We start from the raw sequence: 11483 nt of genomic DNA on the forward strand, positions 1-11483 counted from the left end.
GGCGCCGGAGTGGCCGACGGTGGGAGACTTGCTCCATGTCCGAGCCCGAACCGCGCGACGGCCGCCTTCCCGAGGAAGCGGTCACGCCGTCGTCAGCCGGTCCGGAGCCGGAGGCCGAGCCCCTGCTCCCGGAGCCGGTTCGGCAGCGCGTCGTCGCCCTCGCCGCCTCCGCCCTGCCCGGTCTGCCGTTCGACGAGCAGCCGGTGCCGTTGCGCCGGGTGGCCAAGTTCGCGCCCAACCGCCGGGCCCGGCTCGGCGGCCCCGCCATCGCCGCGCAGCTCGCCGGCGACTCGCTGTTCCGCCAGCGGATATCCAGCCGGGTCATCGCCGAGGTCGGTGACCTGGGCGCCGCCGTGGTCGACGGCATCTGCCCGGCCGCGGCCGACCCGGTCGAGGTGGCCGCGCTGGCCTACCTGGCCCGGCCCGCCGGCTGGCGTGAGCTGGTCGAGGCCGCCGGCGAGGCCGTGCGGGCCGAGGCCGACAGCGCCGCTATCGCCGGGCTTGTCCGCGACGCCGAGCAGCGCACCGCCCGGGCCGAGCACGACCGGGCCGTGGCCCGCAGCGAGGCCGACAAGCTCCGCGACGAGCTGGCCCGGGTCAGCGCCGAGCTCGGCCAGCTCCGCGAGGAGCTGCGGTTGCAGTCGCGGCAGCTGCGTGACCTGCTGGGCCGTGAGCGCAAGGCGACCGAGATGCTGGCCACCGAGAAGGGCCGGGCCACCCGCGCCGCGGCCGACCACGACGCCGAGCTGCGCCGGGTGCGCGCCCGGCTGGCCGAGGCCGAGACCGTCGCCGGCAGCGCGCGGCAGAGCGCCAAGGAGGCCCGCTCGGTCGACGACGCCCGGCTGTGGCTGCTGCTGGAGACGATCGGGCAGGCGGCGGTCGGCCTGCGCCGTGAGCTGGCCCTCGAGCCCACCGACCGGCGCCCGGCCGACTACGTCGCCGAGGCGCACGGCGAGGAGCCCGGTGCCGCGTCCAGCGCGCGCGCCCTCGACACCGACGACCCGGCCCGCCTCGACCAGCTGCTCGCCCTGCCACGCGCCCACCTGGTGGTCGACGGATACAACGTCACCAAGCGGGGGTACGGCGACATGTCGCTCGAACAGCAGCGCAAGCGGCTGATCACCGGCTTGGGCGGCATCGCGGCGCAGACCGGTGACGAGGTGACCGTGGTCTTCGACGGCGCGGAGCGCGTGCACGGGCTGCCGCCGGCGCCCCGCGGGGTCCGGGTGCTGTTCTCCCGCAAGGGCGAGACCGCCGACGAGCTGATCCGCCGCTTGGTCCGGGCCGAGCCGGCCGGGCGCCCGGTGGTCGTCGTGAGTTCGGACCGTGAGGTCGCCGACGGGGTACGCCGCCACGGCGCCTACCCGCTGGGCGCGGATGCCCTGGTCAGACGGCTGTCGCGGAGCTGATCCACAAGTTTTGTCGGACCCGCTCGCTAGCGTCAGCATCACGGACGGTGTCTTCCTAGACAGGAGCCTGTGATGCTCATCGACTGCTCCAGCTGCACGGTGCGAGGTGCGGCGTGCCGGGGGTGCCTGGTGACGGCGTTGCTCGACACTCCTTCCGAGATCGAGAGCCTCGACGCCGACGAGCTACGCGCGATCGAGGTGTTCGCGCGGGCCGGCTTCGAGGTCGAGGTGGTCAGCGCGCAGCCAGCCGCCCTGCGGATGGTGCGACGGTCGCACTCCGGCTTCCGGGTCGCCTGACCCTTAAGATGATCCGATTGTCAGCGGGAGGTGGGCCGGATGACGCCACGCACGTGGGCTGTGGTCGCGTTCGGCGTGCTCGCGGTCTCGCTGGCGGTGGCCGTGCTCGTGCTCGTGCCCTGGCACCGCCCGCCGGCACCCAGGGCCGACCAGTTGGCGGCGCTGCGCTCGCTGCCGGCTGACCAGGTCACCGCGGGCAAGGCGTTCCGTGCGGCGCTGCGGCCCGCCGGCTACGGCAGCATGCTCGTCGGCCTGGTGGTCGCCCTCGCCCTGGGCCTGAGCCCGCTGGGTGCACGGTTGATCGAGGCGATCGGCCGGCCGTTCGGCGGCAACTGGGTCGCGCAGGCGGTCCTCGGCGGCCTCGCGGTCGTCCTGGTCGCCGACCTGGTCACCCGGCCGTTCGCCGCCTGGCGGCACTCGATCGTGTCCCGCTACGGGCTGTCCACCCAGGGTTGGGGCGGCTGGACGGTCGACCTGCTCAAGGGCTGGGCGGTCTCGGCCGTGATCGGCGTGGTCGCGCTGCTCGGCTTCTACACGATCACCCACTTCGCGCCCCGCTGGTGGTGGGCGTGGGGTGCGGCCGGCGCCGCGGCGCTGGTCGTGCTGCTCTCGTTCGTGCTGCCCGTGCTGGTCGAGCCGGTCTTCAACAAGTTCACCCCGATGGCCGACGGCCCGCTGCGCACCGAGCTGGTCCAGCTCGCCCGCGACGACGGGGTCCCGGTGCGTGACGTGCTGGTCGCCGACGCGTCCCGGCGCACCCGGCAGGTCAACGCCTACGTGTCCGGCCTCGGCCCGACCCGGCGCATCGTGGTCTACGACACGCTGCTGCGCGAGGCGCCGCCGGCCGAGGTGGTCAGCGTGGTGGCGCACGAGCTGGGCCACGCGAAGGACCGCGACGTGTTCACCGGCACGCTGATCGGCGCGCTGGGCGCGGCGCTCGCGGTGGTCACGCTGTTCCTGCTCGGTGGCTGGACGGGCCTGCTCCGCACGGCGGGCGTGACGTCGATCGCCGAGCCGCGGGCGTTCGCGCTGCTGGTCGCCGTGGTGGCGGTGGCCGGTGTGGTGTCGTCGCCGGCCCAGGCGCTGCTGTCGCGACACACCGAGGCGCGGGCCGACGCCCATGCGCTGGCGCTGACCAACGACCCCGGTACGTTCGAGGCGATGCAGGCCCGGCTCTCTTCCGTCAACCTCGGCGATCCCGACCCGCCACGGTGGGAATACCTCTACGGCGCGTCACACCCGTCCACCGTGGAGCGCATGGCCGCCGCCCGCGCCTACGCCCGCGGCGAAAGGGCAGGCCGATGAGCCGCACGCTGCTCGTCACCAACGACTTCCCGCCGCGGCCGGGCGGCATCCAGAAGTTCGTGCACCAGTTGGCTGTGCGGCAGCCGGCGGGCTCGGTGGTGGTCTACGCGTCGACCTGGCGGGGCGCCGAGAAGTTCGACGCCGACCAGCCCTTCGAGGTGGTCCGCGAGTCGACCGGGATCCTGTTGCCGACGCCGAAGGTCGCCCGCCGGGCCGCCGAGCTGGCCCGGGCGCACGAGTGCGACACGGTCTGGTTCGGCGCGGCCGCGCCGCTGGGCCTGCTCGCCGAGGGCCTGCGCCGCCGGGCGGGCGTCTCGCGGGTGGTCGCCCTGACCCACGGGCACGAGGTCGGCTGGGCGGCGCTGCCCGGCGCCCGCGCGCTGCTGCGCCGCATCGCCCGCGGCGCCGACGTGGTGACCTACCTGACCGACTACCAGCGCACCCGCCTGGAGCGGGCCCTGCACGGCCTGACCGACCTGCGTCGGCTCGCCCCGGGTGTCGACGTCGACGCGTTCCACCCGGGCGTCGACGGCGGCGCGGTCCGGGAGCGCTACGGCATCGGCGACCGCCCGGTCGTGGTCTGCGTGTCGCGCCTGGTCCCGCGCAAGGGCCAGGACGCCCTGATCCGCGCCATGCCCGCGATCCGGGCCGCGGTGCCCGACGCCCTGCTGCTGCTGGTCAGCGGCGGCCCCAACTACGAGCGACTACGCCGCCTGGCGGCGTCGGTCGGTGTCGCCGACCACGTCGTCTTCACGCGCGGCGTCCCGTGGGAGGAGCTGCCGGCCCACTACGCGGCGGGCGACGTCTTCGCGATGCCGTGCCGCACCCGCGGCCGCGGCCTGGACGTCGAGGGCCTGGGCATCGTCTACCTGGAGGCGTCGGCGACGGGCCTCCCGGTCGTCGCGGGCGACTCGGGCGGCGCCCCGGACGCGGTCCGCGAGGGCGAGACGGGCTACGTGGTCGACGGCCGCGACATCGACCAGATCGCCGACCGCGTGGCGACGCTGCTGGCAGACCCGGCGCTGGCCGAGCGCATGGGCCGCGCGGGCCGCGCCTGGGTCGAACGCGACTGGCAGTGGCAGACCCAGGCCACCCGCATGCGCGCCCTGCTCACTCCGTGAGGTTGCGATGCAGATCAAGGTGATGGACGACTACGGCTGCGACCCGCTGTGGGTCCGCGCCGAGGGCGACGAGGTCTTCGAGCCGCAAGACCCGGCCGAGCTGGGCCTGACCCGGACCCTCGTGGGCCGCCTCGCCGCGTGGCGCCAGTGGTACGAGTCGATGGTCAACATCGCCGACCCGAACGACAGCCGGCCGGTCACGGCGTCCGAAGACTCGGCCCTCAACGCGGAAGGCCGCCGCCTGGCCATCCGCGTCGCCGCGGAACTCCCGGAGGCGGTCGTCTGGTTCTACCTCGACCCCGAGCCCGGCACCTCAGAGGTCGAGGAGACGTAGCAACCCGGGCGCGTCCGCCGTCTCCGGTGGCTTGCGGGCGGTGGTCGGGTCAGCTGGAGTGCGGCAACAACGGCCTGGCGGACCTAGTGAGCGAGCGGATTACGTCTTCGTCGTCTTCGGTGGGTGCGGGCGGCAGCGACAGTCGGTCAGTGGTCCAGGAGATCCAGCAAGCGCGCGGCTTGCGTCTCCGTCGTCCCCGGCGGGTTGCGGGCGATGGCGGGTCCGCCGGGGAGCAGCAGCGACAACCAGAACATGGCCCATAGCCGCCGGGCCGCGAGCAGGCGTGGTTGATCGACGTCGAAGAGAGCACACAGAGCGTCGACGCCCCGCCAGGACAGGTGTTCGGCCATGATCGCGACCTCGGTGGCCGGGTCGGACACCGCGCAGTCCTCGAAGTCGACGATCCGCACCCGGCGGCCGTCCCACAGGTAGTTGGCCGCGTTGGGGTCCCGGTGACCCAGGACGGTCACGGTCGGCGGGCCGGCCAGCAGCGCCGGGTCCGGGCCGTTCCACCAGGCCAGTGCCGCATCGAAGGCCTCGGCCGCGATGCCGCCGGCGGGGCGCGGGCCGGTGGTCAGCCGGCGCCCGAACTCGAGGTCGTCCGACCACGGGCCGATCCCACTGCAGACGGGCGGCACCCGCCACAGCGTCCGCACGGCCGCTACCACGGCGGTCATCTGCTCCGGCGTCGGCGACCCGGCGAGCGGCTCACCAGGAACCAGCGCCATGGTGACCGTGGGCGGCCGCGCGGCCAACTTCGCCGAGAGCGGTCGGGGCACGAGATCGGGTGCGTGACGATGGATGTGCCGCAACGCCGCCCACTCCCGCAGATGCTCGCCGCGCTGCCACGACGTGTATCGCTTGGTCACAGACCCGCCGGCGATCGTCAGGCGATGGGTGCCGACGGGCTACTCCGGGATGAAGCGGCGGAGTTGCTCCTCGGTGAGGACCGCGCCGTAGCGGTGGTTCAAGGCGACCGCCGCCGCCCGGGACACCAGCGTCGTGCGGGCCGTGCGTTCCGCGGCCGCTACCGCTTCCGTGATCGCGTCGCCCAGGGTCAGGTTGTCAGTGCGGCGCCTGGCCGTCTCGGTGATCTCGATGCCGCGCAGCGCACCCAGCCCGTCCACCGTGGCCACCACGCCCCCGGACAGGGCTGACCCGGTGAAGGACTCCGCCGCCACACCCGACACGACCGTGCCGAGGTGGTCCTGCAGGGCCGTCGGGTCGGCGGCCAGGCCGCGGACCGCCTCCGCCAGGGCGAAGGGATCAGGGACAGTCATACCTTGCTCCGGCGGATCAGGTCGGCGGGGTCCAGGTCGGCGAAGCGCGACGGGAAATCCCCGACCGAAGCCTGGAACGTCTCCGCGGCCGACGCGCGGGCGGCGGCGATCGCCTCCACGCAGACCGCCGCCAGGTCGACGGCCGTCAGGTCGCGCAGCGCGTGCGGCGAGACGTACGTGCGCACGAGCTTGCCGCCCAGCGACACCGTCGCCTCGACGTAACCCGACGCGTCCGTCGCCGTCACCGTGCGGTTCATCAGCTCCTGCAGGCCCGCCTGGAACTCGACGGCCGCCGCCCGCAACCGCTCCGGGCCGACATCGCTGCGGTAGTGCTGCTCGCTCGTCTCCAGGAACCGCTCGATGAAATCGTGCATCACGGCCGGTCCATCAGGACGGTCAGCGCGATCACCCACGGCAGTTGGGCGAGCAGCGCCAGGGACCACGCCAGGGCCCGCGTGCTGCCCAGCTCGCCCGGCCCATAGCGCGAACGGTGCGACGGCGACGGGCCCGGGAACCGATGGAAGCCCACCACCCCGACGACGGCCAGCGCCAACGCCAGCAACCCCACGACCCAGCCGGCTGCGACGGACGGGCCGACCAGCAGGTAGGCGGACACGCACGACAGGACGAACGAAGCACCCAGCAGCGTGAAGACCCGCGTCAGCGCCTGTCGGCGCGCGCCCGCGAGATCGCTCATGCCACCGGCTCCGGGACCTTCTTGTTGGTCCATCCGCCCTGCTCCCAGGTCTGGATCTCGGTCATCCGCTGCGGTGTCAGCGCCGCCGAGTTGACGGTCAGTTCCTTGCTCTCCGTGCCGAAGTAGCCGTTGAGCTTCGCCGTCTCCGTGGTGATGCCCCCGTTGGTCAACGCCACCGCCGCCGCGGTGCCGGCGACCTCGACGATCAGGCCGCTCACCTCCAGCACGTACTGCGTCGCGAAACCCCAACCCAGCGCCGTGCGCGTCGCCGGCTCCGGGTTGGCCGCCGCGGCGATCAGGCCCGTCGTGATCAGCGCCGTGCCGATCAGGTAGCTCAGGTCCGCCGCCGACATCACCACGCCCATGGTGACGCACTGGTTCTTGAGCTCGCTCACCAGCGACAGGAGCTGGTTGACGGCCGGGTCGAACTGGTTGGAGACGAAGTTGAGGAACGCGTCGGCGCCGTCGCCCTCCCACTTCGCCTCGTTGACCACCCGCTCCGCCAGCGGCAGGACCTGCGCGCCGGCCAGCGCCAGGTTTTTCTCCAGCTCGCCCCAGCCGGCGGCGGCGTTGAAGTAGGGGATCGGGTCCTTGAGCAACGCCAGGGCGGCGATGCCGGCGAAGTGCACGAAGAGCGCCGGGATCGCGGACGCCGCGATCATCAGGCGGATGGTCGCCACCTCCAGGGTGGCGATGATCGCGCCCTCGGCGACCAGGAACCGCGTGGTCTCACCCGCACTCGCGGAGGTCGACATCTCCCGCGGCGCCGGGAACGCCGGTGCCGGGATCGGCCGCCCGCCGAACATCTTCGCGTTCTCGGACTCCTGGTCCTCGTAGTGGTTGGCCACCCGGGTCAGCGCGTTGCCCACCGCCGTGAACACGTCGGCGCACGCCCGGACACCGAGATCGGCGGCCGTGTACGCGGCACCGTACGTCGCCGCGAAGCCGGAGTCAGGAGTCGGGATCGCGGTGCCCGGGATCGAGCACTTCGGCAACGCGGTGGAGACGTCGTCGTGCAACTGCCGGCCGAACTCCACATAGGCCCGTGCCGCACCCCGCAGGGTCTGCGTCTCGACGGATGTGCCCACAGCGCTCCCCCCAGCCCGCTACGGCGCTGGACGTTACCACTAGGGCGAAGCGTGCGGCGCCCCGTCAAGCTGTTGGACGGCCCGGTCGATCCGCCGGTCGGGCACGATCCAGAGCACCGCCGCGGCCACGAAACAGCCCAGCGCCACGACGGACCCGATCGACAGAGCACAAAGGACACCCACCAGGTAGAGCGCGGTGGAGACCTTCCCCTTGACGTCGGCACCGATCGCGGCGCGCAACGGCGACGAGGGCCCCTCCTGACGGATGATCACCAACTGCAGCACGAGATAGGCGAACGACGCGGCCAACAGGTTGAGCCCATACACCACGACAGGTGTACGCGCGAACCGCGTCTCGTCCATCCACGCCGTCGTGAACGGAAACAGCGACAGGCAGAACAGCAGCGCCAGGTTCGCCCACAACACACCGCCGTTGACCCGCTTCACCAGGTGGAACATGTGGTGGTGGTTGTTCCAGTAGATCCCGACGAACGCGAAGCTGAGCAGGTAGCTCAGCAGCCCGACGCCGGCGGTGTGCAGCAGCGCGGAAAGGTCGTGACCCTCCGGCACGGCCAGCTCCAACACCATGATCGTGATGATGATCGCGAGAACGCCGTCACTGAACGCTTCCAGCCGCGTGGTCCGCACCGGACGCACCGCCTTTCGTCAAGAGAGGGGGGTGAGGCCCGCGGGGGGAGCGGGCCTCACCCAGCCGAGACAGGACAGGCGCCGGATCTGTGACAGCGAACCGGTGGTCGCCAACATCACTGGTCGTTGGTATTCCGGCGCCGTTCGGCGAAGGATGGGCCTGTCGGCGGCACGAGCGGACGGGGGAGCGATGGTGGAGCCGGTTCGCACGGACGACCTCGACGAGGCCGCCACGGTTTTCACGAGCGTCCGCCCCCGCCTCTTCGGCATCGCGTACCGCATGCTCAGCAGTGCCGCCGAGGCCGAGGACCTGGTGCAGGAGGTGTGGCTGCGCTGGCAGACCACTGACCGCACCAAGGTCGAGAACCCGGGCGCCTTCCTCGCGACGACCACGACCCGCCTGGCGATCAACGCGCTCCAGTCGGCCCGGGTGAGGCGCGAGACCTACGTCGGGCCGTGGCTGCCCGAGCCCGTCGACACCAGCAACGACCCCTACCTCGGCGCCGAGCGCGGCGAGGCCCTGGAGTTCGCGGCGCTGATGCTGATGGAGAAGCTCACCCCGAACGAGCGCGCCGCCTATGTGCTCCGGGAGGCCTTCGACTACCCGTACGGGCAGATCGCCGACATCCTGCACTCGACCGAGCCAGCGGTGCGCCAGCTCGTCAGCCGGGCCCGCAAGGCGGTCACCAGCGACAAACGCACCCCGGTCAGCGCCGACGCCCAGCGGGAGCTGCTCACCTCGTTCATCGCGGCCGCCCGCACCGGCGACATGGCCGCGCTGGAGAAGCTCTTCGCGCCCGACGTGACCAGTTGGTCCGACGGCAACGGCCGCAAGCAGGTCGCCCGCCGGGTGGTCACCGGCGCGGCCCGCGTGGCGACGTTCCTGCACGCGATGTCCTGGTTCTGGGGCGGCGTCCGGGTCGAGTGGGCGACCACGAACGGGCAGACCTCCGCGCTGCTCCGGCAGCACGACGGCACCGTGTACGGCCTGCTCACGGTCAGCGCCTCGACCGACGGCATCGACCAGGTGCTGTGGCTGGTCAACCCCGACAAGAACGCCGCGGTCGGCTGACCCAAGGCGTCACAAACCGGCCCGCCACCCGGTCATAGCTGCGAACCACCAGCAGACCGAGGACGTGACAGCGAGCATGCTCGACCGGCAGGACGACCTCGTCCGCAGGCTCGTCGGGGCCTGCCGCCGGGGCGACGTCGCCGAGCTGCACGCCGCCCTGGACGCCGGCGTGGTGGCGGTGTGCGACACCAGACCCACAAGGGTCGGTGCGCCCGCCGTCGCCGGCCTGCTCGTGGAGCTGTTCGGTAACCACGACGAGCTGACGATCGAGTCCGTCAACGGCCGCGCGGGGCTGGCACTGCGCCAGGAGGGAAGAGCGGTCGCGGTGGTCGCCGTCAAGGCGGCCGACACCGGGATCGCCTTCCTCTGGATCGTGCTCAGCCCGGCCAAGCTGCACGGCTGGCATCGCCGCTGAGGAGAGCTGTAATGAAGAACGAGAATACGTACGCGCTGGTGACCGGCGCGAGCGGCGGCATCGGCCTGGGCGTGGCGACCCACCTGGCCGCCGGCGGCGCGGAGGTGCTGCTCGGCGTCCGCGACGCCGCGAAAGGCCTGGCGGCGCTCGACCGCATAAAAAACGAGGTTCCCGGCGCCCAGGTCGCCGTGCGCACGCTGGACCTGGCGTCGCTGGCGTCGGTCACCGCGCTGACGGACCAGCTCAACGCGGACGGCCGGCCGATCGGGATCCTCGTCAACAACGCGGGCGTGCTGGCGCCCGCCACCCGGCACACCACGCAGGACGGCCTGGAGCTGCAGTTCGGCACCAACTACGTCGGGCACGCCGCGCTCACCTTCGGGCTGCTGCCGCTGCTGCGCGCCGGCGACGCCCGGGTGACGACCGTGACCAGCGCCGCGGCCCGCCACGCGAAGCTCAACTGGGCTGACCTGCAGAGCGACCGGAAATATTCGCCTGTACGCGCGTACAACCAGTCGAAGTTGGCGAATCTGATGTTCGCGCTGGAACTCGACCGGCGCAGCCGGGCGGGCGGTTGGGGCATCGTCAGCAACGCCGCGCACCCCGGCACGACGCTGACCGGCCTCTACCAGGCCGGCCCGAACCTGGGCCGAAAGCGCCCCGCGCCGCACGAGGCGATCATGCGCCGGCTCAACCGCCTGGGCCTGCTGGTGCACGGCGTGGAGCAGGGCACACTTCCCGTCGTGTACGCGGCGACGAGCCCGCAGGCGCAGGGCGGCCGGCTCTACGGCCCGGACGGTTTCGGCGAGTTCAAGGGCGCCCCGACCGAGCTGGCCGTCTACAAACCGGCCCGGGACGAGGCGGAGGCCGCCCGGCTCTGGGAGTACACCGTCGGGCTCGCGGGAGCCGAGGCGGTGAGCTAGGAGAAGCGCGGCGGTCCTCCTGTGTCTCGTGTGGTTCGACCGGCCCGACTTTTTTCCCCAACGAGCTGTCACAGCCCCGCCGGCTGTCCTGTCATAGCGGGTACCCGGACGTCATCGCGTACAGGAGGTAGGTCATGAAGATCGTGGTCATCGGCGGCACCGGCCTGATCGGGTCGAAGGTCGTGTCGAAGCTCGGCGAGCACGGCCACGAGGCCGTGGCGGCGGCACCGAACACGGGCGTCGACACGATCACCGGTGAGGGTCTCGCCGAGGCCCTCGCCGGCGCCGACGTGGTGGTCGACGTGTCCAACTCGCCGTCGTTCGCGGACGCCGACGTCATGGAGTTCTTCCAGACCTCCACCGCCAACGTGCTCGCGGCGGAGGAGGCCGCGGGCGTCGGCCACCACCTCGCGCTGTCGGTGGTCGGCACCGAACGCCTGCAGGACAGCGGCTACTTCCGGGCCAAGCAGGCGCAGGAGAAGCTGATCAAGGACGCGAAGACGCCGTACTCGGTGCTGCACGCGACGCAGTTCTTCGAGTTCGTCACCAGCATGGCCAACGCCGGTGCCGACGGTGACGACGTCCGGTTCGCGCCGGTGCTGTTCCAGCCGATGGCGAGCGAGGACGTCGCCGACGCCGTCGTCAAGGTCGCGACGGCCGCGCCGCTGAACGCGACCGTCGAGGTCGCCGGGCCTGACCAGTACCGGATGGACGAGTTCTTCCGCGACGCGCTCCCGCTGCGCGGCGACCAGCGGACGGTGGTCACCGACCCCGACGCCAGGTATTTCGGCGCGGAGCTCGGCGAGCGGACCCTGCTGCCGGGCGACGGCGCGAGCCTCGGCGAGATCGAGTTCTTCGAGTGGCCGGGCCGCGACGGCTCCCGGCACTGACCGA

General features: G+C 72.5%; 15 protein-coding genes. 9 read left to right on the plus strand and 6 right to left on the minus strand.

The window, feature by feature from the left end; translation table 11 throughout:
• Window positions 1–35 precede the first annotated feature (35 nt).
• From Air01nite_RS05850 to Air01nite_RS05870, 5 genes are all read left to right on the plus strand, one after another.
• The gene (locus Air01nite_RS05850) at window positions 36–1409 is read left to right on the plus strand and encodes an NYN domain-containing protein (protein WP_203700783.1); all 1374 of its coding nucleotides are present in this window, start codon (window positions 36–38) and stop codon (window positions 1407–1409) included.
• Between the two features lie 72 nt (window positions 1410–1481).
• Window positions 1482–1706, plus strand: coding sequence for a hypothetical protein (locus tag Air01nite_RS05855; RefSeq protein WP_203700784.1), 225 nt, complete (start codon window positions 1482–1484; stop codon window positions 1704–1706).
• Between the two features lie 39 nt (window positions 1707–1745).
• A complete protein-coding gene (locus Air01nite_RS05860) occupies window positions 1746–3011 on the plus strand; it encodes a M48 family metallopeptidase (RefSeq protein ID WP_203700785.1) in 1266 nt (421 codons plus the stop codon).
• Window positions 3008–4132 carry a glycosyltransferase family 4 protein gene (locus Air01nite_RS05865; protein WP_203700786.1) on the plus strand — a complete coding sequence of 375 codons (1125 nt, stop codon included), beginning with the start codon at window positions 3008–3010 and terminating at the stop codon, window positions 4130–4132. The genes Air01nite_RS05860 and Air01nite_RS05865 overlap by 4 nt, the downstream gene beginning before the upstream one ends.
• A gap of 7 nt (window positions 4133–4139) precedes the next feature.
• Window positions 4140–4466 carry an immunity protein CdiI family protein gene (locus tag Air01nite_RS05870; protein ID WP_203700787.1) on the plus strand — a complete coding sequence of 109 codons (327 nt, stop codon included), beginning with the start codon at window positions 4140–4142 and terminating at the stop codon, window positions 4464–4466.
• A gap of 146 nt (window positions 4467–4612) precedes the next feature.
• Here Air01nite_RS05870 and Air01nite_RS05875 read toward each other — a convergent pair whose 3' ends face one another.
• From Air01nite_RS05875 to Air01nite_RS05900, 6 genes are read right to left on the minus strand one after another with little or no spacing between them, the layout of a single operon-like run.
• Window positions 4613–5335, minus strand: coding sequence for a phosphotransferase (locus Air01nite_RS05875; protein ID WP_203700788.1), 723 nt, complete (start codon window positions 5333–5335; stop codon window positions 4613–4615).
• Between the two features lie 39 nt (window positions 5336–5374).
• Window positions 5375–5746 (minus strand): YbaB/EbfC family nucleoid-associated protein, encoded by a 372-nt coding sequence (locus Air01nite_RS05880; protein WP_203700789.1) that lies wholly within the window; start codon window positions 5744–5746, stop codon window positions 5375–5377.
• A complete protein-coding gene (locus Air01nite_RS05885) occupies window positions 5743–6120 on the minus strand; it encodes a YbaB/EbfC family nucleoid-associated protein (RefSeq protein WP_203700791.1) in 378 nt (125 codons plus the stop codon). Before Air01nite_RS05885 ends, Air01nite_RS05880 begins: the two co-directional genes overlap by 4 nt.
• Window positions 6120–6443 carry a hypothetical protein gene (locus Air01nite_RS05890; protein WP_203700793.1) on the minus strand — a complete coding sequence of 108 codons (324 nt, stop codon included), beginning with the start codon at window positions 6441–6443 and terminating at the stop codon, window positions 6120–6122. The genes Air01nite_RS05885 and Air01nite_RS05890 overlap by 1 nt, the downstream gene beginning before the upstream one ends.
• The gene (locus tag Air01nite_RS05895; RefSeq protein ID WP_203700794.1) at window positions 6440–7531 is read right to left on the minus strand and encodes a hypothetical protein; all 1092 of its coding nucleotides are present in this window, start codon (window positions 7529–7531) and stop codon (window positions 6440–6442) included. The genes Air01nite_RS05890 and Air01nite_RS05895 overlap by 4 nt, the downstream gene beginning before the upstream one ends.
• 39 nt (window positions 7532–7570) lie before the next feature.
• A complete protein-coding gene (locus tag Air01nite_RS05900) occupies window positions 7571–8179 on the minus strand; it encodes a TMEM175 family protein (protein ID WP_203700795.1) in 609 nt (202 codons plus the stop codon).
• Between the two features lie 190 nt (window positions 8180–8369).
• On the opposite strand from Air01nite_RS05900, the gene sigJ reads away from it, so the two are divergent.
• From sigJ to Air01nite_RS05920, 4 genes are all read left to right on the plus strand, one after another.
• A complete protein-coding gene (sigJ, locus tag Air01nite_RS05905; RefSeq protein WP_203700796.1) occupies window positions 8370–9251 on the plus strand; it encodes an RNA polymerase sigma factor SigJ in 882 nt (293 codons plus the stop codon).
• 64 nt (window positions 9252–9315) lie between these two features.
• A complete protein-coding gene (locus Air01nite_RS05910) occupies window positions 9316–9666 on the plus strand; it encodes a sigma-70 family RNA polymerase sigma factor family protein (protein ID WP_239090518.1) in 351 nt (116 codons plus the stop codon).
• 11 nt (window positions 9667–9677) lie between these two features.
• A complete protein-coding gene (locus Air01nite_RS05915) occupies window positions 9678–10589 on the plus strand; it encodes an SDR family oxidoreductase (RefSeq protein WP_203700797.1) in 912 nt (303 codons plus the stop codon).
• 134 nt (window positions 10590–10723) lie between these two features.
• A complete protein-coding gene (locus Air01nite_RS05920) occupies window positions 10724–11479 on the plus strand; it encodes an SDR family oxidoreductase (protein ID WP_203700798.1) in 756 nt (251 codons plus the stop codon).
• Window positions 11480–11483 lie beyond the last annotated feature (4 nt).

This window comes from Asanoa iriomotensis, assembly GCF_016862515.1.
Taxonomy (GTDB): Bacteria; Actinomycetota; Actinomycetes; order Mycobacteriales; family Micromonosporaceae; genus Asanoa; species Asanoa iriomotensis.